The sequence below is a fragment of the Arthrobacter sp. YAF17 genome (assembly GCF_052113365.1).
In the GTDB taxonomy this organism is placed as follows: domain Bacteria; phylum Actinomycetota; class Actinomycetes; order Actinomycetales; family Micrococcaceae; genus Arthrobacter.
Genome location: NZ_JBFRDB010000012.1, coordinates 87,177 through 109,157, shown reverse-complemented (window position 1 = coordinate 109,157; position 21,981 = coordinate 87,177). Strand labels below are relative to the sequence as shown.

Below are 21,981 nucleotides of genomic sequence, written 5' to 3'. Positions count from 1 at the left end.
CGGTTCAGCTGGAACATGCAATCCGCTGGCACATCCAGAGCCGCGTAGTGGCATTAGCGGCGCAGCCACCGGGACGGTTTCCGCCGTCGTCCGCTCCGGTCCTTCTTGGATGCCGTTAGACCGCCGACCAGCCGCCATCGGAGGCAAGGATTGCCCCGTTGACGTTGGTGCCGTCGTCGCTGAGCAGGAAGGTGATGGAGGCGGCGAGCTGCGCCGCCGTGGCGGGGGCGGGGATGTTCGCACCCATCAGCGGGCCGAGCCGTTCCACGGCCAGCTGGGAACCCCAGGTGGCCTCGATGTTGGTGATGGTGGCGCCCGGTGCCACGGCATTGAAACGCAGACCCTTCGGCCCGTACATCACCGAGGAGTTCCGGGTCAGGCCGACGACGGCGTGCTTGGACGCGGTGTACGCGGCCCCGGCAGCGGAACCGCGCAACCCCGCCTCGGAGGCGACGTTGACCACCGAACCGGAACCCGCCTCGAGCATGAGCGGCACCACGGCACGGGTCAGGCGCATCAGGGCGGTGACATTGATCCGGAAGACCCGGTCCCAGGTGTCGTCGTCGACTTCGTGGATCGGGGCGAAGTGGTCCATGATGCCCGCGACATTCGCCAGCGCGTCGACCCGCCCGCCGGCGGCGGCAACGACGGCGGCGACGGCTTCTTCGGTGGAAATGTCGCCGGCCACGGGGACCAGGTCCAGGCCGCCGTTTCCGGCTACCAGTGCGTCCAGCCGCTCGGAGCTAATGTCGGCCGCGATGACCTTGCCGCCCTCCTTGGCTACGCGCAGGGCCGTGGCCAGGCCGATGCCCGAACCGGCGCCCGTAACGATGACCGTTTTGCCGGCGAAACGGCCCGCGGTGGTGGTTTCCTGCCATGATGCGTCGTTGCCCATGATGCCCTTCCGAACGTTTCGAAATACTGTCGCTTTCTACTTTATGACACCCTGTGTCATTATGAAAGGGTGAATACTGGTGGAATGCCCGCGCAAGACTCCAGACCAGCCAGCACGCGTTCGTCCGGGCGTCCGGCGACCATCGACCCGGATGCCATCGCCGGCCTCGCGCTGCGGCTCTTCGCCGAGAACGGCTACGAACAAACCTCGATGGAGGACATCGCGCGCGAAGCCGGGATTGGGCGCAAGAGCCTGTACCGGTACTTCTCCAGCAAAGCCGACCTCATCTGGGGCGGCATGGAACCTGCTGTCCGGGCCTCCGGGCTGGTCCTCGAGGAGGCGCGTGTCCGGCGCTCGGCCGACGGCGACGTCATGGCAGGATTGCGGGCCGCCGCGATCGCCGGAGTGGCGGTCATTCCCGACCTTGCGGTGTCGCGGGGGCGCCTGCGCCTGATCGCGCATCATCCCGAACTGGCCAGCCGGAGCTACAGTTCCTTGGCGCCCCAGCGCGACCGGGCCCGGCAGTACCTTCTGGACCACGGGATTCGCGAGGACGCCGCAGGCTACTTGTGTGCGGCGTACCTGGCCGCGACTTTCGAGGCCTGGATGCAGTGGGCTGCGGGCACGGACCCCGACCCGGTGCCCTATCTGCTGGCTGCCGTGGACGTGCTGCGCATTCCGGGGATCTAACGCCCGGACCAGCGGCGCGGTTTTCGCCGCGAAGCGTGGCCTGCGCCAGCCGTGGCATGGACGCTGCGATGCGGAATCATTCCGCGGGGTGGCATCCTGAGAGCACCATGACTGCACACGACGAGACACCCGACACGTCACACGCCGGCCACGAGGCCCCCGATCGCGTGAAGACAGGCGGGGCACGGGGCGGCCTGACCCCGGCCGCCAACGGCACCGCGGCGGGGTCGGTCGGGGAGGACCCGGGGTCGGTCGGGAACCGCCGCGGATTCCTGGCCCGATCCCTGGGTGGCGGGACCGACCCGGACCCCCGGTTCACCCTTGCCAACGAGCGCACATTCCTGGCCTGGATCCGGACCTCACTGGCGCTCGTGGCCAGCGGCATCGCCGTCGAGGCCTTCGCCTCGGAGCTGTTTGACCCGCAACTGAGGAAGACCGTCGCCGTGCTGTTGCTCCTGCTGGGGCTGGTGACCGGCGGCGGCTCGTTCTTCCGCTGGCTCAACGTGGAGCGTGCCATGCGGCTCCAGGCTCCGCTGCCGGCTCCCGTGCTCGCCCCGGTCCTGGCAATCGGAGGGGCGATCGTCGCAGCCGTACTGATCGTTTTCGTGATCGGGCGGGCGTAGCCGTGGCGAAAGCCAGACCGGCGGCGGTGCACAACGACCCCGGGCTCCAGCCCGAGCGCACGGACCTCGCCTGGCGGCGGACCTCCTTCACGCTGATCACGGCGGCCTGCATTTTCCTGCGCTGGATGCCCCACCACGGCTGGTTTGTGGGCACCCTTGTGGCGGCATCACTGCTGGTCGCCCTGGGCATCGCACTCACGCAGCGACGCCGCTACCGCCGCGCCGCCAGCGGCATCGGCGGAGCGGCGATGACCGCGAACGTCAGGGCGACGGCAGCCATTGCCGGCAGCGTCGTGGCCCTCGCCGCACTGGGAATCTACACGGTGCTGTACCTGCCGCTGCAGCACTAACGGATCGGCTGCTCCACAACTGCGGTTTTGAGGGGTCTAAAGGGCAGTTGTGGAGCAGTCGATGGTGGGCTAGGCGGTGGTGACCTGCAGGAGCAGGGCGTGCTCCGGGTTGAGCACCGGCATGGGCAGGCCCACCTCGGCCAGGAAGCGGCCGCTCGCCGTGGCCCCGGACTCGAGCCAGGCCGGGGGCTGGACCTGTGTGAACGTGCGGGCGTAGTCGGCGTCGCCCGGAACCGGGAAGACCGCTTCCACCCGGTAGTCCACGTCGGCGGCGAGGCCGGGGATGGCAATCCGGCCGGGCTGCTCAGCGGGTGACGTGCCGGTGCTGACCAGGGTGAACAGCGCCGCCGTCGAACCCTTCACCGCGATGTCGCCCGCGGGACCGCCGGCTGAACCGGCCGGGCCTGCCACCACGCCGTGCAGCATCAGGGAGTCATCCGGCAGGTCGGCGCGGACCATCCGGCCCGAGTGGATCAGGCCGCGGTGCTCCTTGTAGATGCCGATGAACCGCTTGAGCTCCTCGCGCTGCACGCCGTCGACCTGCCGGACGTCCCATTCCATCCCGAAGTGCCCGAACAGGGCGGTGATGGCGCGGAAGGACAGGTCGTGCGTGCGGGCGGTGGTGTGCGAGGTGGTGGGGCCGACGTGCCCGCCCACCAGCTCCGGCGGGACCACCAGCCCGGTCCAGCGCTGGATGGTCTGCCGTTCCAGGGCGTCGTTGCAGTCCGAGGCCCAGATCCGGTCCGTCCGCTCCAGGATGCCGAGGTCCACCCGGGCGCCGCCGGAGGAGCAGCTTTCAATCTCGACGCCGGGGTGCGCGGCTTTGAGCGCGTCGAAGAGCCGGTAGGCGGCGAGGGTCTGTTCGTGCACCGAGGCGCGGCCGGCGTGGCCGTGCTCCAGCAGGTCCCGGTTCTGGTCCCACTTGAGGTAGCTGATGTTGTTCTCGCGCAGGAGCGCATCCACGCGGTCGTAGATGTACTGCCAGGCGTCCGGGTTGACGAGGTCAATGATGTGCTGGTGGCGCCATTCCAGCGGCAGCCGTCCGCCATCCTTGTAACTCTGCACCGAGGGCCCTGCGATCCACTCCGGGTGCGCCTGGACGACGTCGGAGTCCAGGTTGACCATCTCCGGCTCCACCCACAGCCCGAATTCCATCCCGCGGGACGTGACGGCGTCGATCAGCGGGGTGAGGCCGGACGGCCAGAGGGCCTCGTCCACGTACCAGTCGCCGAGGCCGGCGTGGTCGTCGCGGCGGCCTCGGAACCAGCCGTCGTCGAGCACGAACCGCTCGACGCCGAGCTCCGCGGCGGAGTCCGCGAGTTCGATCAGGGTGGTGAGATTGTGGTCGAAATACACGGCCTCCCAGGTGTTCAGCACCACCGGACGGGGCTTCCCGGCGCCGGCGCGGTGTCCGGCGGCAGCCGCGGAGGGCAACACGTGGTGCGGCCGGTTCCTGAACCAGGCGTAGAAGGATTCGCTGATGCCRTCCAGGCCGCGGTCCGAGTAGGCGGCGAACAGGGCGGGCGTCGTGTAGCTGCCGCCGGGGGCCAGGATCACCTCGGCCGGGCCCAGCAGTTCGGAGCCGCCGATCATGGTCCTGCCGTCCGCGGCGCTGTCCGCGAACTGTTCGTGGTTGCCGCTCCAGGCCAGGTGGGTGGCCCAGACCTTGCCGTGGCGGTTGCCGAAGCCGGCGGTTCCGGCGGCGAAGAGGAGCGAGGAGTCGTGGCCAGTGCGGCCGTGCCGGCCGGTGCGCACCCAGGTGCCCTGCTCGATGGCTCGGCGCTGCGGGTGGCGTTCCCGGCACCAGCGGCCGGTCAGGTCCAGGAGTTCGACGGCGTCCGGCGCCACCGGGAGCACCGTGGCCAGTTCGTCGAGCTGGTACGGCGAGGTCCCGGTGTTGGTGACGGTGTGCCGCAGTTCCAGCAGGCCGCCGTCGTGCAGGGCCAACGCGGACGACACGCGGATCCCGGCGTCGGCGTCGTCCTGGACAATCACCGCGGCGTTCCCGACGGCGCCGGCCGTCACCTCCGCCACGCGGAGCCGGACGGAGAAGTCGTAGCCGGGGACGCCGTCGGCGATCCGGTGGCCGCGCAGGGCCGGGCGGCCGCGCCAGCTGGAGGAGGCCTGCGGGAGGAGCCCGGCGGGGACGGCGGCGTCGACGGCGGAATGCGGGACGGGCGCTCCGAGGATGGCCAGATCGGGAAGGGCGGCGCCCAGATCGGCACCCCAGTGGATGACCTCGGCCTCTCCGCTGTCGAAGCTGATCACCAGGCTGGTGCTGGCGGAGCGGAGGTACAGGGGATCCATGGCAGGTCTCTTTCGGTGGTTCGGGGCGCGTCCGGGGAGGCGGAAACGCGGGTCAGGAGTTTGTGAAGCAAAGGGGAAACCGGATGCCGCCGCCGCGAGGAGGTAGCGGCGGCATCCGGGGCGGCGGGGCCCTACTTGAAGAGGGCGTTGACCTGGTTGTTGGCTTCGGTGAGTGAGCTGGCCGGCTTCTTGCCCGCGAGGACCGCGTCCATGGCCGGCTTCATGATGCCGTCCACCTTGGCTGCCTTGTCCGCGATGGGGAAGAGGAACGTGGTGCCGTCCTTGACGTGGGTGGTGAAGGCGGAAACGTCCGTGCCCTTGTCCGCGAAGGCCTTGGCGGCGATCTCGGAGGAGCTGGTGATGGCCGGGAAGACGACGGCCTTCTTGGCGACGACGTCCTGGCAGGCGGTGGAGCCGAGGTATTCGACCCACTTGACCGAGGCGGCGGGGTTCTTGGTGCCCGCCCAGACCGAGTCGGCCAGGCCGTTGAACATGCTGGCGCGCTTGCCCTCGGGGCCCTTGGGGGTGGGCGCGAACGCGGTTTCCACGCCCTTGTAGCTCTGGTACTGCCCGATCAGCCAGTCGCCGGTGGTGTTGATGGCGGCCTTGCCGGCGCCGAAGTTGTCGGCGAGGCTGGCGCCCACGGTGGTTTCCAGCTTGGGCATGTAGCCCTTGTCGATCAGGCCGGCCCACCACGCAATCGTTTCCTGGAAGCGGGGATCGTCGTAGTTGAACTCGGTGCCCCACGGGTTCTTGTCCGTGTGGGTCCAGCCGGTGGTGGCGGTCAGGAAGCTCCACTCGGTCTGGCCCTGGCCGGAGCCGCCGCCCGCGAGGCCGAGGCCGTAGACCGCGACGTTGTTCTTGTCGAAGCCGGCCTCGTCGCCGCGCACGCCGTTCTTGTCCACGGTGAGGTGCGCGATCGCTTTCTCGTAGCTGCCGCCGTCCTGCGGGTTCCAGTCCAGGTTGGCCATCTTGTCGGCCGTGAGACCCGCGGAGTCGGCCATGGCCTTGTTGTAGAAGAGGCCCACGGTGTCCCAGTCCTTGGGCAGGCCGTAGCGCTTGCCGTCCTGGCCGACCCACAGTTCGGGGAGGCCCTTGGTGTAGCTCTCCAGCTTGATGCCGTCCTTCGCGACGGCGTCGTCCAGGGAGAGCAGCTGCTTCTTCGCCGCGTACTCGGGGTACTTGGAGAGGTGGTTGGTGAAGACGTCCGGGGCCGTGCCGGCCACGAAGCCGTTGGTCAGCGTGGTCCAGTAGTCGTCCCAGCCGCGCTGGGTGATCTTGACCTTGATGTCCGGGTTGGCCTTGGTGAAATCGTCGGCGCACTGCTGGTAGGCGGGGAGCTGGTTCGCGTCCCAGAGCCAGTAGTTGATTTCACCCTTGGCTTCGGCGGAGGGGGCGGACCCTCCGCAGGCGGACAGGGAGAGGGCGATGGCTGCGGCGGCAGCGACGGCGCCGAGGGTCTTCTTCATGGTGGACCTTTCAGGGATGTGCGGTGTGGACATGTAAGCGGGGGTGCGTTCGGGTTACTTGATGCCGGAGAAGCCGATGGAGTTGACCACCCGCTTGCCGAAGGCGATGAAGAGCAGGAGGACGGGCAGTGCGGCGATCAGGGTGGCGGCCATCAGGCCGGACCAGTCGGGGGCGCCCTGCGGGGACTGCGATTTGAAGACACCCAGGCCCACGGTGAGGACCCGGACGCTTTCGTCCTGGCCCACCAGCAGCGGCCAGAAGTATTCGTTCCATTGGCCGATGAACGTCAGCAGGGCCAGGGTGGCCAGCGGGGCGGCTGCGTTGGGCAGCACGATCTGAAAGAAGATCCGGATGTGCTTGGCGCCGTCGAGCATGGCGGCTTCCTCCACTTCGCGGGACATGGAGAGGAAGAACTGGCGCAGGAAGAAGATGGCGAAGGGGGTCATGAACAGGAAGGGCAGGGCCAGACCGGCAAACGTGTTGAGCAGCCCCAGGTTCTTGATCATGAGGAAGTTGGGCAGGGCGGTGAAGATCGGCGGGACCATCATGGTGGCGAGGAACAGGCCGAAGACCACGTTCCGTCCGGGCCAGCGGAGCCGGGAGAAGGCGTAGGCGGCCATCGCGCTGAAGAAAACTTGCCCGGCGGTGGTGACCGTGGCGAAGATGATGGAGTTCCGCAGGTACAGCCAGAAGTTGATGGCGGCGCCTGAGCCGCCCTCGGCGATGGCCTCCTCGGGGGTCTGCAGGCCGAGGACCCGTTTGAAGGCGCCGAGGCTGAAGTCGGCCGGCAGCAGGTTGCTGGCGTTGGAGGCGAGGGAAGCGTTGCTGGAGAGCGCGGTGCGGAGCATCCAGAGGAACGGCGCGATGGTCACGACGACGGCGACGACGACGAGGGTCCAGGCGCCGGCGCGGCGCCAGTTGAACGGCTTCCCGGGCTTCCGGTGTGCGGTTCTGGCGGATGTCTTGCGGGAAAGGGCGGAGGTTGTCATGGCTGGGGTTCCTTAGTCCAGATCCGATTCGTTGCCCTTGAGGAACTTCATCTGGATGAAGGCCACGAGGGCGAGAATGACGAAGAGAATGACGGACAGGGCCGAGGCGTAGCCGAAGTCGGATTCACCGAAGGCCTTCTGGTAGATGTACATCTGGATGACGCGGGAGGCGTTGATGGGTCCGCCGCCGGTGGTGACGGCCACGGTGTCGAACACCTGGAAGGACCCGATCACGGTGACCACGAGGACCAGCACCAGCACGGGGCGCAGGAGCGGCATGGTGATGCTCCAGAAGGTCCGGGTGGGGGATGCGCCGTCGAGGGACGCTACCTCGTAGACGTGGCTGGGGATGGACTGCAGCCCGGCGAAGATCAGCAGTGCCGTGTAGCCCATGTGCCGCCAGACGTTGACGCCGGCGATGGTGGGGATGGCCCACTGTTCGCTGCCGAAGAAGGCGATGCGGGGCAGGCCGAACCAGTTGATGATCTCGTTGACGATCCCGATCTGGTAGTCGAGCATCCAGAACCACAGGAGCGCCACGATCACGTTGGCGACGAGGAACGGCAGCAGCAGGGCGCCGCGGATGAGCGTGGATTTCGCCACCCGGTGCATCAGCAGCGCCAGCCCGAGGGCGATGACAGTCTGAAAACCGATGTTCAGGCCGACGTACTGGAGGGTGACGGCCATGGCGTTCCAGAACAGCTCGTCCGCGAAGATCGCGGTGTAGTTCCGGGTGCCGATCCAGGTGGGATCCCCCAGGACGCTGTATTCGGTGAAGCTGAGGTAGACGCCGCGGATCGTGGGAACCAGGAAGAAGGCGACGAAGCCGACCATGGCCGGGAGGATGAACAGCAGGGCGATCCGGAGGTCGCCCAGGCGGCGTCCCCGGCCGGCCCGGAGGGTGTTCCCGCGGTGCGGAGGTTTGGATCCGCCAGCCACGGGATCCGGAAGTTTGGTGATGGTAGTCATCGTTGACTCTTCCTGGTGGTGTGATGTGGGTAACAGCTGGAACAGAATCTACACGAGTAGATTTTGGCTGGCAAGAGATATTTCCAGCATTCACCGCAGTTTTCTTGTACCCGCCAGTAACGATTGACTCGAGTAGATAGCAATGGGACACTGTCTGAAATGTCCATCTCGAGAGGCACCCGTGAGCGATTGGCCCTGTGGCTAGCATGGACTCCATGACGACTTCGGCAGTACACACCCCCCGCGGCCCAGTGACCCGCAAGGACGTCGCCCGCTACGCCGGGGTCAGCACCGCCGTCGTCAGCTATGTCGTCAACGGCGGCCCGAAGAAGGTGGCCCCGGCCACCGAGGCGAAGGTCCAGGATGCCATCCGCATTCTGGGCTACCGGCCCAACGCGGCCGCCCGCGCGCTCAAGCTGGGCTCCAGTGAGACCATTGGCCTGGTCATCCCGGACAACACGAACCCGTTCTTTTCGCTTCTGGCCCATGCCGTCGAGGACGCCGCGGCCGAGCTGGGCTACGCCCTGCTGCTGACCAACTCCGACGGCAACCTCTCCAAGGAGCGCCGGAACATCCGGAACCTCGCCTCGCGCCAGGTGGACGGGGTGGTGCTCGCCAGCGTGCTGTTTGAACCCGACCTCGCGGCCCTCGAGTCGGCCGAGATTCCCGCAGTGCTCCTGAACCATGGCGGCAAGTCACCCGGATTCAACAGCGTGGGCGTGGATCTGGCGGCCGGGGCGCGGATAGCGGTGGATCACCTGATCGGGCACGGGCACACCAGCATCGCCCTCGCCATGGGCACCAACACGGGCCACGATTACGACCTCCGTGAAGAGGGCTGGCTGCAGGCGCTTGCGGCGGCAGGGCTGCCGGAGGGGCCTATTGTCCGCGGACCGTTCAGCCGGGAAGGCGGGTACACCGTGGGCCGCAGGCTGCTTGCCTCGGCGGACCGGCCCACGGCCGTCTTCGCCAGCTCGGACATGCAGGCGATCGGCATCCTGCGCGCCATCCACGAAGCCGGACTGAGCGTGCCGGGCGATATCGCCCTGACTTCCTTCGACGGCTCTGCCGAGGCCGAATACAGCTGGCCCGCCCTGACGACCGTGGAGCAGCCGGTCCGGGTGATGGCGGAAGCCGCCGTCGGGGCACTCCTCGGCGCGCGCCGCGGCGAACCGGCGGAGCACCGCACCTTCCCCACGGAACTGCGGATCCGGCAGTCCTGCGGCTGCCCCGCTTAAACCCCATCTACTGCTCCATTACCGCCCTTTTGAGGGGCCTAATGGGCCGGTTGGGCCCACGCCGGCAGGGTTCCCTGGCCGAGCTTGCGAGGCGAGAAGGGCCGGTTGGGCCCACGCCGGCAGGGTTCCCTGGCCGAGCTTGCGCGGCAAGGGGGACGGTGGGGAGCAATCGACGTCAGGACAGTCGCTCTGCTCCGGCGGCCGGCGTGACAGTGAAGATGTCCGGTGCTGTGAATCCGGCTTCCGCGAAGGCGCGCACGACGGCGTCGCGGACCTGCCGCTCGTCCCGCACCGGAGTCAAGGCGATGGCCGATCCGCCGAAGCCGCCGCCGGTCATGCGCGCACCGATGGCGCCGTGGCCGCGGGCCGTGTCCACGGCAAGGTCGAGCTCCGGGCAGGAGATCTCGAAGTCGTCCCGCATGGAGGCATGGCTGGCATCGAGGAGGTGGCCGATGCGGGCCGGGCCGTGGGACCGGAGGGTGTCCACAGCCCGCAGCACGCGGGCGTTTTCGGTGACGACGTGCCGGACCCGCCGGAACGTGACCGGATCGAGCAGACCGCCGGCCTCCTCGAGGTCGGCGACGGTAACGTCCCTCAGGGCTTTGACGCCCAGGACCTCGGCGCCAAGCTCGCAGGACGCGCGGCGGGAGGCGTAACCGCCGTCGGCGTGGGAATGCGCCACCTTCGTGTCGACCACCAGCAGGACGAGCCCGGCGTCCTGCGCCCGGAACGGAACGAGTTCCACGGACTGGTCCCGGCAGTCGAGGAACACCGCATGCCCGCTGGCCCCGCGCAGCGACGCCGACTGGTCCATGATGCCGGTGGGCGCACCGACAAAGGCGTTTTCGGCATGGTGGGTGAGCATGACCATTTCCTCCGCGGTGAGCCCGGCGCCGGTGAGCTCGTTCAGGGCCAGGACGACGGCGCACTCGATCGCGTGCGAGGAGGACAACCCCGCCCCGAGCGGGACGTCGGAATCGAGGAGGAGGTCGAAACCGGGGACGTCGATGCCACGCTGCTGCAGGGCCCACACCACTCCGAGCGGGTACTTGACCCAGCCTTTGACGGTGCCCGGCGCCAGGCCGTCGGCGTCGGCTTCGACAAGCCCCTGGCCGCCAAAGGTGGACAGCAGCCGGACGCTGCTGTCGCCGCGGAGCCGGACGGCGGTCCTGGCCCGCTTGTCGATCGCGAAGGGCAGGACGAAACCCTCGTTGTAGTCGGTGTGCTCGCCGATCAGGTTCACCCGGCCGGGGGCGGCCCAGACGCCGTGCGGGGCTGCGCCGAACGAGGCCTCGAACCGGTCTGCCAGGGCACCGGTCCCGGCGTCCGCGCGTGTGGTGGTGTTCATGCGGGCGCGCCTTCCGGGGTCACTGTGGTGAGCGGGGCGGAGCCGGCTGGCGCTTCGCCGGCCACCTCCCGCAGCCGGGCGGCGACGGATTCCGGGGTGGTGTCGTTAATGAAGGCTCCCATGGCGGCTTCGGAGCCGGCGAGATACTTGAGCTTGTCCGCGGCGCGGCGGGGCGAGGTCAGCTGCAGGTGCAGATGGCCGTCCCGGCGCAGGGCAGGCTCCAGCGGGGCCTGGTGCCAGGCCGCGATGTACGGGGTTGGCGTCGGGTAGAGGGCGTCGAAACGCTTCAAGAGTTCCGGGTACAGCCCGGCCAACTCGTCGCGCTCTGCGCCGTTCAGGGCGGCGAGATCCGGTACTTGGCGGTGCGGGACCAGATGGACTTCGAGCGGCCAGCGCGCTGCGAAGGGAACGTAGGCACTGAAGTGTTCGCCCTCGAGCACCATGCGGCTGCCGTCATTGCGTTCGGCCCGCAGCAGGGAGGACGTAAGCGTCTCCCCGCCGCCGGACGTGGCGGCGTATTCGCCGGCCGCGGCAGCCAGGACCGCGGCGCGGGGCGTGACGTAGGGGTACGCGTAGATCTGCCCGTGCGGGTGGTGCAGGGTGACGCCGATTTCGGCACCGCGGTTTTCGAACGGGAAGACCTGCTGGATGCCGGGCAGCGCGCTGAGCGCCTCCGTGCGGTGGGCCCAGGCGTCGATCACCGTGCGGGTGCGCTGCCAGCCCAGCTCGGCGAAGGACCCGGCGTGCTGCGGCGTGAAGGCCACCACCTCGCAGCGGCCGACGGCGGGTGCGGCGGTCCCCCAGCCCGGCGCCGGCGGGACATCGTGCGTGGCCGGGCCCAGGGAGGGGAAGCGGTTCTCAAAGACGGCGACGTCATAGTCCGGCGCCGGAATCTCGGTCCGGTTGGCCGGCGTCGTCGGGCAGATGGGGCACTGGTCCGCCGGCGGCAGGTGCGTGCGCGACTGCCGGTGAGCGGCGACGGCCACCCATTCGCCGCTGAGGGCATCGAAGCGCAGCTGGCCCGGTTCCGGGCGGGCGGGCAGCTCGCGGTGGTCCACGAGGGAGGCGGCGGGCCGCTCGGCGGACCCGGCGTCGTCAAAGTAGAGGATCTCCCGGCCGTCGGCCAGGCGGGTCATGGTGGTTCGCGTCATGGTTTCAGTTGTACATGAGAAAACATTTTCAAACAATAGAGCACAAAACAAAGCAGAAAGTGTGTGCGATTAGTGGGTGCTGGCGGTACGCTGTGCTGGAGGAAGCCCCGGTGGCCCAAGCCGCCAGCTCCCGCCGGATCCCCCGCCAGCACCCCTACGAAGGACGCAGAATGCTCGCCGCAGCCCGCCACTCCGCCATCCTCGCGGAGGTCCAGCGCGAGCGGATTGTCCGCGTCGCGGACCTCGCCCGGATGCTGGGCGTATCCCTTATGACCGTCCGCCGGGACATCGACGCCCTGGACGCTGCGGGCGCCGTGGAGAAGATCCACGGCGGGGCAAAGCTGCCCGGCGCGGTCAGTACCCACGAGCCGGGGTTCGAGCTGAAGGCGACTCAGCTGCAKGAAGAAAAGATGGCGATCGCGCATGAGGCCGCGGCCCAGGTGCGCGAGGGTATGGCGGTGGGCCTCAGCGCTGGCACCACCACGTGGGCGCTGGCGCAGCTGCTGTCCACCGGTCCCCGGATCACCGTGGTTACCAACTCGGTGCGCGTGGCCGACGTCTTCCACCAGAGCCCGTCCCCGTCCACGGTGATCCTGACGGGCGGCGAGCGCACGCCCTCGGATGCCCTGGTGGGTCCGCTGGCCACGTCGGCCCTCAAGCAGCTGCACCTGGACGTGCTGTTCCTGGGCGTCCACGGCGTGGATGCCGACGCCGGCTTCACAACGCCCAATGTGTTGGAAGCCGAGACGGACCGGGCCTTCGTGGCCGCGGCCCGCCGGGTAGTGGTCCTGGCCGACCATACGAAGTGGGGCACCTTCGGCATCAGCACCATCGCCGGCCTGGAGGAGGCAGACGAGCTCATCAGCGACGAGGGCCTCCCCGGGGAGGCGCGGCGGATCCTGGCTGAGCGGGTGGGCAGGTTGCGGCTGGCGCCCGTCGGCGCCGCGGCCCGCGCGGCCGAGGCGGGGTAGACCCGGCAGACAGCCGACGCCGGACGGCTGCGGCGCGGCAGCTCGCCGCTCCGGGACCTTGATCCACCCAAACCGTGCAACGCTAGTGGCATGGATCTGGAGGTGTCGCCCGCGCTCACGATTCCCGCGTCGGAACTCGGCTGGCGGTTCTCGCGCTCGTCGGGGCCCGGCGGCCAGCACGTCAACACCTCCGACAGCCGCGTTGAACTCTCCTGGAATGTCGCCGACTCGGCAGTACTTTCGGATGGACAACGGCTGCGGCTGGTCACGCGCCTTGAACGACGCCTCGTCGCCGGGGTGATCACCGTGACCGCCTCCGAACGGCGCTCCCAGCTGCGCAATCGCGAGCTGGCCCTGGCCAAGCTTGCCAATCTTGTGGCGGAGGGCCTCGCTCCCGAAGCCGCCCGTCGGCGGGCGACCAAACCCACCCGGGGCTCGAACCAGCGCCGCCTCGCGGCAAAGGGACAGCGGGCGGCTACAAAAATGCAGCGCAAGCGGCCGTCCGCCGAATAGCGCCCGGCAAGACCAGATTGGCAAGCGCCCGCCCGGGCACCCCGCCTCAGGGTTCGGCGCGTACCTCAGCCGACACATCGTTGGGCAGCTCGGGCGACCAGCCGGGGTCGTAGTCCGGATGGTCACGATAGGACCCGGCAAGAATCGTCAGCATTGCCCGGCGGGCAATGGCAACGGTCCCTTCAGCATCCCCGGGATCTTCAATTCCCTCGCCTTCGGCAGCTTCCTTCCAGCTGGCGATGATGGCCCTCTTCTCTGCGCACTCTTCCTGCATCCGCTCACCGAGTGACGCCTTGCCGTCGCTTCCGTCTTCTGGGAGTTCGGACGTGCCGACGACGAACATGCCGTCCCGGATCGCTGCTTCTTCTTCCGCGATGCGCGCTTCCAGAAACTCGACAATGTTCATGGCGACCATCATTGCATCCGCACTCCGCCCGTCAGAAGACGTTCGCCACGGGAGCAGGCCGCTCCGCGGTTTCCCCGCTAGGCCTTTTCAACCCACTGGGCGCGCCAGGCCGGCGCCTCGAAGGCCTCACTCCAGTACGCCGTTTCCGTGGCGATCTTGCCGTCCCGGAATTCGAAGATAAAGACCGTTGCATACGCCGGGCCGCCGTAGTCTAGTGACGCCTCCAGGACCACCAGGTCCCCGCTGCTGACCAGTTTGCGGGGCGTGATGGTGGGCAGTTGCGGGAAGGCGTTGTAGATTCCCCGCCGGTTCTCCGCGCCGCGCACGAGTTCCCCGGATTGCGGCCAGTGCATGACGGCGTCGTCGTGAAAGAGCTCGTCCATGAGCTCGACACGACGGTCGTTGATGCAGGACACCAGCCTGTTGACCACGTTCTCGTTGGCATTGGATTCATCCATGGCCTTCACCTCATCGCTAGGAACCATCTACTGGCTGCATCGTGGCGCGGGTTCCGGAGGAGCGAGGCCACGCTCGGGTCTCTCGGCCTGGTCCGATTCTCACGCTCCTTGCATTTTGCTCCCGCTCACCGGTTTCCGCCACAGCATCCGCGTATCTCGTCCGCCGTCGCCCGTTTTCGCCTGTGGTTCCCCCGGTTTGGAGGATAGTTTGGGGACATGACGGCAAACTACAGGTACGACGTCGAGATCCTCCACCTCCTCGTGTCGCCCGCCCACGCCTACTTCGGCCGCTCCCGCGAGGGTGCAGCCGACGTCCCCACGACGGACGCGGACCGGGTGGAGCTGGTGGCCGGAAAGGGCATCGTCGGCGACCGGTTCTTCGGCAAGGCCGCGCACATGGACGCGGCCGTCACCCTGATCGCCGTCGAGGCCCTCGAGGAGATGGCCGCCGAGCTGGGCTCCGCACCGTTTGATCCGCTGCTGACCCGACGCAACGTGGTCATCAGGGGTGCCCAGCTGGCTCCCCTCATTGGCGGGGACTTTGCGCTGGAATCGCGCGGGGAACTGGTGCGATTCAAGGCCGGACGGCCGGCCCACCCTTGCGCCTGGATGGACCAGATGCTGGCCCCGGGCGCGCACGCCGCCATGCGTGGCCGGGGAGGGGTGCGCTGCCAGCCGCTCTCCGACGGCACACTGCACCAGGGTCCGGCCGTGCTGGTCAGCCCCGTGGAGCTGGATCCCGCGCGCGCCGGGACGCCCAGCCTGCTGCGGCCGTCACGGCTGCCTTAGCGCCGCACCCGCCCAGCGCCGATTTCGCCGGAAAGCTGCCATTTCGCCGTAGGCTTCCGGCGATCTCGCAGGTTTCCGGCGAGTCCGGCGCGCGCCCGGCCACTCCCGGCCATTCCCGGCCATCAAGGGGACTTTGGACCGGGGCGCCGGCTGGCCCATCCCGCCTAAAATTTGAGTATGGCCGGTTCCGGCGCATTTGAAGTGGAGACCGCGGAAGCGGGCGCCGATCCGTCATGGAGCTGACGGCTATCGTCCTCATCACCGCGGCCCTGTTCGCCTGGGCCCTGGTTTCGGCGCGGCTACAGCGGGCGGACCTGACTGCCCCCGTTGTGTTTACAGCTTTCGGCGCAGGACTGGCCTTGTCCGGGCTGGTCGACGGCGCCGCACCACCGGCTGGCCTCACCCCGATGGTCGAGGTCACCTTGGTGTGGGTGCTCTTCTCCGACGCCGCCCGCCTGCCCCTCCAGCAGCTGCGCCGGGATGTGGGCCGCTATGTGCGGCTGCTGGGGGTGGGCCTGCCCCTGACGATCGTGTTCGGGTGGGCCCTGGCCCTATGGTTCTTCCCTCCGTTCGGGTTGTGGCTTGCCCTCCTCGTCGGCGCGGCGCTGGCCCCCACCGACGCCGCGCTGGGGATCCCGGTGGTGACGAATCCGGCGGTGCCGTCGCGGATCCGTCAGCTGATCACTGTCGAGAGCGGCCTCAACGACGGCATCGCCACCCCGGTTGTAATGGTCGCGATTGCCGGCGCGGCCGCCGCGGCGGGTCTGGAGAGCGCCCACGGTCCCGGCAGCGCCGCCGTCGAGCTGCTCATCGGTGCCGGCGTCGGCGCGGGAGCCGGGGCCCTGGGCGGGTGGCTGCTGCGGGCGGCCCGCCGGCGCGGGACCGCCGGTGAGGACTTCGCCGGCATCGGGGTCCTTGCCCTGAGCCTGCTCGCCTACTCCGCCGCCCTCGCCGCTGGCGGCAACGGGTTCGTCGCCGCGTTCTGCGGCGGGCTGGCGTTCGRCACGTGCGCCGGCCAGCGGGGGCCGGCGGAACTGGTCTTCGTCGAGCAGATGGGCGGCCTGGTGTCCCTGCTCGTGTGGCTGGCGTTCRGAGCCATCGCAGTTCCGACGATGGTGGAGAACTTCGTCCCGCTGACTCTCGTATACGCCATTCTCAGCCTCACGCTGGTGCGCATGCTGCCGGTGGCACTGGCCTCGATCGGTGCAGGACTCGACCGGAAGACCGTCCTGTTCGTGGGGTGGTTCGGCCCGCGCGGCCTGGCTTCGCTCGTCTTCGCGCTGCTGGCGCTGGAAACCCTGGGGCCCGCGTCCGACGAGGCAGTGGCCGTCATATCGGCCACCGTCCTGCTCAGCGTCGTGGCCCATGGCTTCAGCGCCACGCCGCTGGCCGCCCGCTACGGGCGGGCCGCTGCCGCGGCGGGCCCGGAACCTGGCGGACCGGTGCCGGTGGCTCCCGCTCCCGCCCGGGGACTGAGCCGCAAACACACGCCGGCTGCGCAACTCAGGCTGAAGCGCACCCGCCCCTAGGGTGCCCTGGACCCGCCGGTGCCGCTGGTTCAGGATTCATCACCAACGCAGGCACCAGGCGGTCAGCGATACACCGGTCCGGAACGCCGGCGGCTCCGAATCAGGTGTGGAAACCACGAACGGAGGGTGACGATGAGACTTCAGCCGGGCACCGGCCCGAACGTGGCGCCCGCCCTGCAGCGGTATGTCCTGCCCACGGAATTGGGTCCCTGCACAGTGCGTGTCCAGCAGGGCACCGGAGGCCTGCCTCCCGCATCCGGCACACCCGACGTCTACCTTCACGGCGCCGCGGGATCCTGGGCTGACTTCGTCCCGCTGCTTGCCGGCGCGCAGACCCGGACGCGGGTGCTGATTGATCTGCCGGGCTGGGGCGAATCCACGAAGGGCGCGCGGCTCGAACACTTCAGCATCGAGGCGATGGCCAGCGTTGTCACCGGCGTGCTGGACTCGCTCGGTTACCTGCGGTGGAACCTGGTGGGCCACTCCATGGGAGGGTTCCTGGCGTTGCACATTGCCGCGACGTCGCCGGAGCGGACCGCCAGCGTAGCCGCCATCTCTGCTACGACCTTCGGCGTGGCCGAAGCAGCCCGTCGGCCGCTGCGCGGCCTGTCCGGATTCCCGGCGTTCGCCGGCATGCTGCTGCTCATGCGTTCCGTGACGGCCCTCGGCCCGGCAGGGTCGGCGCTGGTCCGCGCAGTCCGTGCCACGCCTGCGATGGGACTGCTGTTGTCCCCGTTCTTCGCGAACCCCGCAGCCCTTTCCAAAAGCGTGATCCGCGGCCTTGGCCGCAATGCCCGGCCCGCAGGCTTCTGCGCTGCTGCCGAGGCCGCGGCGCACTACGATTTTGCTCCGTGGCGCGGGATCCTCTGCCCGGTGCTGGCGACCCGCGGGGACAGCGACGTGTTCACGCCTCCCTCCGATCTGGCCCGGCTGGCCGATGTGGTCCCGCACGTCCGGATGGTGACGATCCCCCGCTGCGGCCACTTCGCGAACATCGAGCAGCCGCACCACGTGCAACAGCTGCTCGATGACCTGCGGTCACCGTGAGGCGCGTCAGCGACGGGCACTGCCGCCATCACGACCAGTCCGGTAACCAGGCGCACGACGGCGGGGGCCTCCCGTCGTCGTGCTCCCCCGTCCGTCCGGGGCGCTACGGCCGGGACTCGGCGACCGGCGCGGCCGCCGGTGGCAGAGGCAAGTCGAGGCCCTTGACCCGCCGGTAGGCGACGCGCACGAACCGCACGCCGTTGGAGGCGATGCTGACTGCCCCGAAGAAAGCGAAGCCGAACACAGGGTCCCCCGCCTCGGCGATCGTGAGGACGGCGGTTCCGGCCAGGAAATAGATGGTCCCTTCCACGGTGTTCACGCCGAGGGACAGCAGGCTCAGTCCGCGGGTTGACGCGCTGACCAGGCCTTCGTAGGCCGCCGGGACGGCGTAGAAAAGAGTCGATAGACCCAGCATGAAACCCAGGGCGTCCTCAACCGGCAAAAAGAACCGGGCTCCGGCCGTTGCAAGCACGAGGGCTACCGCCGAACCGGTGCCGGCCAGGATAATTTCGCGGTTCTTCCGGGCGTCGGTCCTGGCGACCTCCCGGCACAGGAAGGCGTGGATGACGATCCACAGGATGTTGGCCGCCAGCACCCACCAACTCTGGACCAGCACAGCCAGCGCCAGCCAGCCGAGTCCCGTGCCGGCCAGAACGCCCAGGCTCAGGCCACTGACGCCGTCGCTGGTCCCGGTGCGCTGCACGCGCAGGAGTGCGGGTACTGACCGGATGACCTCGACGGCGATCAGGACCAGCCCGGCGAGGGCAGCGGACATTTCGGCGGACAACGTGCTCCTTCAGGTTCCCTTGGGCTCTTGCGCGGCTCCAACACCATAACCGGGAGGGCGGGGACGCTGCGATCCCCCAACGCCTGTGACGAGTCTCACGGGCAATAAATGCCAATTCGGCTTGAGCCGATCGCGCCGCGCTGTGCACTATGGAAAGGCACGGCAGGGACGTCAGAGTCCCGCCGCAGCAGCCCACGGCCCCTTCGACGCCCCGCGCACGCAGCGGATCAGAGGGCCGGCGGCAACAGTTTTACCCATCCTGGTGGACGCAATGAGGCCAAACCGGTGAGCTCGCAGAGCCGCCAACGGTCCCGGAGCGTTCCCGGTTTGGCCCTACGGCGGCTCCGCATCGGTGCGGCAGCCGGACACCCGGATTCACGAATGGAAGCACTGAACAATGACGTTTGAAACTGCCACCTCTGTCACCCACAAGCTCTGGGACCGCTCCACGATGCACCACGAGCTCGACGCCCTCATCCACGATCTCTCGGTCCGGCACAACACCCCGAAGAGCAACATCGCGGTCCACGCCAGCGGCCCCAGCACGTTTACGCTCAGCCTGAACCACGGCGAAGCCAACCTCGAGACGGTCAACCTCTAGCACTACCCACACGCAACACCACGACGACGGCGGGAGTCTCCCGCCGTCGTCGTCCCGTTTCGGCCGAAGGTCACCGGGAAGCGGACCGCCGACTTTCGCCGAACTAGCCCTCCTCTGATCCGGCCTCAGGCGATCTGCACCATTGAAGACACAAGCTGCTCGTGTACGTCACCCTCCACGTAGCGCGCATGGCCAACGAAGACCGTTCCTAGCCGCCGGCGTCACAAGGTTGCGGCTTCTTCCTGCGCCAGCCTGACCAACAGAAGTTCGTCCTCCACCGCCCGGGAAGGCCAATAGTCCTTCGCCAGCTCGCTTGCCCGGCCCCTATCCGCTGCCGGGAAGAGCTTGCCGAACAGCCCCGCAGCGTGAAGCAGGGCGATCAGCGCCGTGATCCTGGCGTCGGTTTCCTTGGAACCAGGCGGAGCATCTGGCTTGGTGCCGTGCCCGGCGTCGGACTCCGTTGAAGCCGACGTCGTATCGGGCTTGGTGCCGTGCCCGGCGTCGGGCTCCGTGGAAGCCGACGTTGTATCTGGCTCGACGGCGGCCGCCGTGGATTCAGTCGCCCCATCAGACGCACTGGCATCGGGCTCGGCCTTAGGCTTCGCGGATTCGGCCGGGGCACCGTTCAGTGCCGCCTGGATCCTGTCCAGGAGCGCAGCTTCGGGGCTGTGGTCCTTCTCCGGGTACCGCATGGACTTGAAGATGCCCAGGTGTTTTTCGCCGACATGTTCCACGATTCCCCGCGACGCCATCCCTTCGTAGACACGCTGCACTTGGGCCCGGCCTTCCAGCATGGAAACCCACTGCTTGGGCGTGTGGGGCCGGGATTTGCCACGGATGAGCTCCAGTTCGTGCTGGAAGTCCGTTTGCGGGGCTGCACCCGTAGCCTTGACGTGCTTCCCGTCCAGCCCGATGGCACCAAGCAGGTCCAATTCGGCCAGGATTGCCCCTGCCAAAGTCGTCCTGAGTGCGAACACCGGCACTTCAGGTTTGCCGTCTTTGTCGTTCGTCGCCAACAACAGGAAAGCCTGCGGAAGGCTCAGTTCCGCCGCTTTAGGTTTTTCAGCATCCATACGATCATGGTGGCGCAGTTGGCCAGCCACCACAATGAAGATTTTCCGGCGCATACGCCGGCATGACCCCCGGATCAGACGTGCTGGTCGACGAGCACCGGGTTGCCATCCGGGTCCAGGACGATGAAGCTCGCCGGCCCCGCTGTTTCCTCGTCTGCCTCGGCAAAGAATTCCGCGCCTTTGGCCTTCAGCTCCCCTGGAGCTCGCGCACAGACGGAATCGTCACGAAACGGCCACTTCTTGACATGACTCAAGTCACATGTGAAAGTATAAACATCAGATGGTCAGACCAGCTGGCCAAGGTCTCAAACTTTAGTTTCCTACAAAGGAGTAGCCCCATGAACCTGTATTCCTTGATGCAGAAACGCACCGCCCAGCAGGGTCCCATCCGCGTCGGCGTCATCGGCGCGGGAAAGTTCGCATCCATGTTCCTGACGCAGGCTTTGAACTCCGAAGGGATCCACGTCGTCGGCGTTGCCGACATCGACGTACCGAAAGCCCGGGGCGCCATGCAGCGGACCGGCTGGCCGGCCGAGCGCTACGCAGCGAAGAACTTCGCGGAGGCCCTTCGCAACGGCACAACGTTCATCACGGACAGCTCATCCGACCTGATCCAGCTCCCCCAGGTCGAGGTCATCCTGGAGGTCACGGGTAACCCGATCGTGGGCACCGCCCACGCCGTGCAGAGCATCGACAACGGCAAGCACATCATCATGGTCAACGTTGAAGCCGACTGCATGGTCGGCCCGATTCTTCAGCGCCGCGCCGAGGCTGCCGGCGTCGTGTACTCCATGGCCTACGGCGACCAGCCCGCGCTGATCTGCGAAATGGTCGACTGGTGCCGGACCGTCGGATTCGACATTGTCGCTGCCGGCAAGGGCACAAAATACCTCCCCGAGTACAACTACTCCACGCCGGACACCGTGTGGAACTACTACGGCTTCAGCGACGAGCAGCTGGCCTCGGGCGACTTCAACCCGAAGATGTTCAACTCGTTCCTGGACGGCACCAAGTCCGCCATCGAGATGGCGGCCGTCGCCAACGGGACAGGCCTGATCCCGCAGGACGAAGGCCTGTTCTTCCCTCCCGCCGGAGTCGACGACCTCCCCCACGTCTACCGGGAGAAGTCCGTCGGCGGCATCCTCACCCGGCGCGGCACCGTGGAGATCGCGTCCAGCCTCAACCGGGACGGCACCGAAGTGGAGCGGGATCTCCGCTGGGGCGTCTACGTCACGTTCGAGGCCAAGACCGACTACGCGGTGCAGTGCTTTGCCGAGTACGGGGTCAAGACCGATTCCACCGGACGCTACGGCTCCCTGTACCGGCCGTACCACATGATCGGGCTGGAGCTCGGCGTCAGCATCGCCTCTGCAGTGCTCCGGGGCGAAGCCACCGGAACCCCGACCGGCTTCCGCGGCGACGTCATGACCACGGCCAAGAAGGACCTCAAGGCCGGCGAAACGCTCGACGGCGAGGGCGGCTACACCGCCTTCGGCAAGCTGGCTCCGGCGAAGATCTCGCTGGAACGCAACGCCCTCCCGCTGGGCCTGGCGCATGGGATGAAGCTCAAGCGCGACGTTCCCAAGGACGGCACAGTTTCCTGGGACGACGTCGACGCCGACGAGACTCTCCTGGCTGTACAGATCCGGCGGCAGCTGGAGAGCGAATTCCGCGCCGAAATGCTGCTGCCCAGCTAGGTCTGACCATCAGGCCGACAAACTAGGATAGGAGTGCCGCCGGCGGCGTGCCGGCGGCAGGAAATCAATGAGGTGGTCGG

The 21,981-nt window shown here is 68.2% G+C and carries 23 protein-coding genes; 11 read left to right on the top strand and 12 right to left on the bottom strand.

Going from position 1 to position 21,981, the window contains the following annotated elements:
* Window positions 1–115: 115 nt before the first annotated feature.
* On the bottom strand, window positions 116–895 hold the full coding sequence (locus AB4Y67_RS11785; RefSeq protein ID WP_441405959.1) for an SDR family NAD(P)-dependent oxidoreductase: 780 nt from the start codon (window positions 893–895) through the stop codon (window positions 116–118).
* Window positions 896–979: 84 nt separating this feature from the next.
* Here AB4Y67_RS11785 and AB4Y67_RS11780 point away from each other — a divergent pair, with 84 nt between their 5' ends.
* The 3 genes from AB4Y67_RS11780 (at window position 980) to AB4Y67_RS11770 (ending at window position 2,558) form a co-directional block, all read left to right on the top strand.
* Window positions 980–1,585, top strand: a complete 606-nt coding sequence (locus AB4Y67_RS11780; protein ID WP_441405958.1) for a TetR/AcrR family transcriptional regulator — start codon at window positions 980–982, stop codon at window positions 1,583–1,585.
* 107 nt (window positions 1,586–1,692) lie between these two features.
* Window positions 1,693–2,208: a YidH family protein gene (locus AB4Y67_RS11775; protein ID WP_441405957.1), complete on the top strand. Its 516-nt coding sequence runs from the start codon at window positions 1,693–1,695 to the stop codon at window positions 2,206–2,208.
* Window positions 2,209–2,210: 2 nt separating this feature from the next.
* Entirely contained in the window at window positions 2,211–2,558 is a 348-nt protein-coding gene (locus AB4Y67_RS11770; RefSeq protein ID WP_441405956.1) for a DUF202 domain-containing protein, read from the top strand.
* 69 nt (window positions 2,559–2,627) lie between these two features.
* Here the strand turns inward: AB4Y67_RS11770 and AB4Y67_RS11765 are convergent, their stop codons facing one another.
* From AB4Y67_RS11765 to AB4Y67_RS11750, 4 genes are all read right to left on the bottom strand, one after another.
* Complete coding sequence (locus tag AB4Y67_RS11765) at window positions 2,628–4,865, bottom strand: alpha-galactosidase (RefSeq protein WP_441405955.1); 2,238 nt, start codon at window positions 4,863–4,865, stop codon at window positions 2,628–2,630.
* Between the two features lie 131 nt (window positions 4,866–4,996).
* Window positions 4,997–6,334 carry an ABC transporter substrate-binding protein gene (locus AB4Y67_RS11760; protein ID WP_441405954.1) on the bottom strand — a complete coding sequence of 446 codons (1,338 nt, stop codon included), beginning with the start codon at window positions 6,332–6,334 and terminating at the stop codon, window positions 4,997–4,999.
* 54 nt (window positions 6,335–6,388) lie between these two features.
* Window positions 6,389–7,324 (bottom strand): carbohydrate ABC transporter permease, encoded by a 936-nt coding sequence (locus AB4Y67_RS11755; RefSeq protein WP_441405953.1) that lies wholly within the window; start codon window positions 7,322–7,324, stop codon window positions 6,389–6,391.
* Window positions 7,325–7,336: 12 nt separating this feature from the next.
* A complete protein-coding gene (locus tag AB4Y67_RS11750) occupies window positions 7,337–8,293 on the bottom strand; it encodes a carbohydrate ABC transporter permease (protein WP_441405952.1) in 957 nt (318 codons plus the stop codon).
* A gap of 206 nt (window positions 8,294–8,499) precedes the next feature.
* Between AB4Y67_RS11750 and AB4Y67_RS11745 the strand changes: the two genes are divergently transcribed.
* Entirely contained in the window at window positions 8,500–9,531 is a 1,032-nt protein-coding gene (locus AB4Y67_RS11745; RefSeq protein WP_441405997.1) for a LacI family DNA-binding transcriptional regulator, read from the top strand.
* Between the two features lie 175 nt (window positions 9,532–9,706).
* Here the strand turns inward: AB4Y67_RS11745 and galK are convergent, their stop codons facing one another.
* Window positions 9,707–10,879, bottom strand: coding sequence for a galactokinase (gene galK, locus AB4Y67_RS11740; protein WP_441405951.1), 1,173 nt, complete (start codon window positions 10,877–10,879; stop codon window positions 9,707–9,709).
* Window positions 10,876–12,030 carry a galactose-1-phosphate uridylyltransferase gene (gene galT, locus AB4Y67_RS11735; protein ID WP_441405950.1) on the bottom strand — a complete coding sequence of 385 codons (1,155 nt, stop codon included), beginning with the start codon at window positions 12,028–12,030 and terminating at the stop codon, window positions 10,876–10,878. Before galT ends, galK begins: the two co-directional genes overlap by 4 nt.
* Before the next feature lie 170 nt (window positions 12,031–12,200).
* On the opposite strand from galT, the gene AB4Y67_RS11730 reads away from it, so the two are divergent.
* Window positions 12,201–13,001, top strand: a complete 801-nt coding sequence (locus AB4Y67_RS11730; protein WP_441405996.1) for a DeoR/GlpR family DNA-binding transcription regulator — start codon at window positions 12,201–12,203, stop codon at window positions 12,999–13,001.
* A gap of 90 nt (window positions 13,002–13,091) precedes the next feature.
* A complete protein-coding gene (gene arfB / locus AB4Y67_RS11725; protein WP_441405949.1) occupies window positions 13,092–13,514 on the top strand; it encodes an alternative ribosome rescue aminoacyl-tRNA hydrolase ArfB in 423 nt (140 codons plus the stop codon).
* 46 nt (window positions 13,515–13,560) lie between these two features.
* Here the strand turns inward: arfB and AB4Y67_RS11720 are convergent, their stop codons facing one another.
* Both AB4Y67_RS11720 and AB4Y67_RS11715 read right to left on the bottom strand, forming a co-directional pair.
* Window positions 13,561–13,920 (bottom strand): DUF6221 family protein, encoded by a 360-nt coding sequence (locus tag AB4Y67_RS11720; RefSeq protein WP_441405948.1) that lies wholly within the window; start codon window positions 13,918–13,920, stop codon window positions 13,561–13,563.
* A gap of 77 nt (window positions 13,921–13,997) precedes the next feature.
* Window positions 13,998–14,378, bottom strand: coding sequence for a nuclear transport factor 2 family protein (locus AB4Y67_RS11715; protein ID WP_441405947.1), 381 nt, complete (start codon window positions 14,376–14,378; stop codon window positions 13,998–14,000).
* A gap of 216 nt (window positions 14,379–14,594) precedes the next feature.
* Here AB4Y67_RS11715 and AB4Y67_RS11710 point away from each other — a divergent pair, with 216 nt between their 5' ends.
* From AB4Y67_RS11710 to AB4Y67_RS11700, 3 genes are all read left to right on the top strand, one after another.
* Entirely contained in the window at window positions 14,595–15,167 is a 573-nt protein-coding gene (locus tag AB4Y67_RS11710; protein WP_441405946.1) for an MOSC domain-containing protein, read from the top strand.
* Between the two features lie 233 nt (window positions 15,168–15,400).
* Window positions 15,401–16,696, top strand: a complete 1,296-nt coding sequence (locus AB4Y67_RS11705) for a cation:proton antiporter domain-containing protein (protein ID WP_441405945.1) — start codon at window positions 15,401–15,403, stop codon at window positions 16,694–16,696.
* A gap of 132 nt (window positions 16,697–16,828) precedes the next feature.
* Window positions 16,829–17,743 carry an alpha/beta fold hydrolase gene (locus AB4Y67_RS11700; protein ID WP_441405944.1) on the top strand — a complete coding sequence of 305 codons (915 nt, stop codon included), beginning with the start codon at window positions 16,829–16,831 and terminating at the stop codon, window positions 17,741–17,743.
* Window positions 17,744–17,846: 103 nt separating this feature from the next.
* Here the strand turns inward: AB4Y67_RS11700 and AB4Y67_RS11695 are convergent, their stop codons facing one another.
* Window positions 17,847–18,530, bottom strand: coding sequence for a hypothetical protein (locus tag AB4Y67_RS11695; RefSeq protein ID WP_441405943.1), 684 nt, complete (start codon window positions 18,528–18,530; stop codon window positions 17,847–17,849).
* A 397-nt stretch (window positions 18,531–18,927) separates the two neighbouring features.
* Here AB4Y67_RS11695 and AB4Y67_RS11690 point away from each other — a divergent pair, with 397 nt between their 5' ends.
* On the top strand, window positions 18,928–19,131 hold the full coding sequence (locus AB4Y67_RS11690) for a hypothetical protein (RefSeq protein WP_224047615.1): 204 nt from the start codon (window positions 18,928–18,930) through the stop codon (window positions 19,129–19,131).
* 221 nt (window positions 19,132–19,352) lie between these two features.
* Here AB4Y67_RS11690 and AB4Y67_RS11685 read toward each other — a convergent pair whose 3' ends face one another.
* Both AB4Y67_RS11685 and AB4Y67_RS11680 read right to left on the bottom strand, forming a co-directional pair.
* A complete protein-coding gene (locus tag AB4Y67_RS11685) occupies window positions 19,353–20,204 on the bottom strand; it encodes a GPP34 family phosphoprotein (RefSeq protein ID WP_441405942.1) in 852 nt (283 codons plus the stop codon).
* A 74-nt stretch (window positions 20,205–20,278) separates the two neighbouring features.
* Complete coding sequence (locus AB4Y67_RS11680) at window positions 20,279–20,458, bottom strand: VOC family protein (protein ID WP_441405941.1); 180 nt, start codon at window positions 20,456–20,458, stop codon at window positions 20,279–20,281.
* Between the two features lie 84 nt (window positions 20,459–20,542).
* On the opposite strand from AB4Y67_RS11680, the gene AB4Y67_RS11675 reads away from it, so the two are divergent.
* A complete protein-coding gene (locus AB4Y67_RS11675; protein ID WP_441405940.1) occupies window positions 20,543–21,901 on the top strand; it encodes an NAD(P)H-dependent oxidoreductase in 1,359 nt (452 codons plus the stop codon).
* Window positions 21,902–21,981 lie beyond the last annotated feature (80 nt).

Bases quoted from the DNA above. Each gene is read 5' to 3' on its own strand.
- AB4Y67_RS11785 (WP_441405959.1), bottom strand. From the start codon at position 895: ATGGGCAACGACGCATCATGGCAGGAAACCACCACCGCGGGCCGTTTC.
- AB4Y67_RS11780 (WP_441405958.1), top strand. From the start codon at position 980: ATGCCCGCGCAAGACTCCAGACCAGCCAGCACGCGTTCGTCCGGGCGT.
- AB4Y67_RS11775 (WP_441405957.1), top strand. From the start codon at position 1,693: ATGACTGCACACGACGAGACACCCGACACGTCACACGCCGGCCACGAG.
- AB4Y67_RS11760 (WP_441405954.1), bottom strand. From the start codon at position 6,334: ATGAAGAAGACCCTCGGCGCCGTCGCTGCCGCCGCAGCCATCGCCCTC.
- AB4Y67_RS11755 (WP_441405953.1), bottom strand. From the start codon at position 7,324: ATGACAACCTCCGCCCTTTCCCGCAAGACATCCGCCAGAACCGCACAC.
- AB4Y67_RS11750 (WP_441405952.1), bottom strand. From the start codon at position 8,293: ATGACTACCATCACCAAACTTCCGGATCCCGTGGCTGGCGGATCCAAA.
- AB4Y67_RS11745 (WP_441405997.1), top strand. From the start codon at position 8,500: ATGGACTCCATGACGACTTCGGCAGTACACACCCCCCGCGGCCCAGTG.
- galK (WP_441405951.1), bottom strand. From the start codon at position 10,879: ATGAACACCACCACACGCGCGGACGCCGGGACCGGTGCCCTGGCAGAC.
- galT (WP_441405950.1), bottom strand. From the start codon at position 12,030: ATGACGCGAACCACCATGACCCGCCTGGCCGACGGCCGGGAGATCCTC.
- arfB (WP_441405949.1), top strand. From the start codon at position 13,092: ATGGATCTGGAGGTGTCGCCCGCGCTCACGATTCCCGCGTCGGAACTC.
- AB4Y67_RS11720 (WP_441405948.1), bottom strand. From the start codon at position 13,920: ATGAACATTGTCGAGTTTCTGGAAGCGCGCATCGCGGAAGAAGAAGCA.
- AB4Y67_RS11715 (WP_441405947.1), bottom strand. From the start codon at position 14,378: ATGGATGAATCCAATGCCAACGAGAACGTGGTCAACAGGCTGGTGTCC.
- AB4Y67_RS11710 (WP_441405946.1), top strand. From the start codon at position 14,595: ATGACGGCAAACTACAGGTACGACGTCGAGATCCTCCACCTCCTCGTG.
- AB4Y67_RS11700 (WP_441405944.1), top strand. From the start codon at position 16,829: ATGAGACTTCAGCCGGGCACCGGCCCGAACGTGGCGCCCGCCCTGCAG.
- AB4Y67_RS11690 (WP_224047615.1), top strand. From the start codon at position 18,928: ATGACGTTTGAAACTGCCACCTCTGTCACCCACAAGCTCTGGGACCGC.
- AB4Y67_RS11685 (WP_441405942.1), bottom strand. From the start codon at position 20,204: ATGGATGCTGAAAAACCTAAAGCGGCGGAACTGAGCCTTCCGCAGGCT.
- AB4Y67_RS11675 (WP_441405940.1), top strand. From the start codon at position 20,543: ATGAACCTGTATTCCTTGATGCAGAAACGCACCGCCCAGCAGGGTCCC.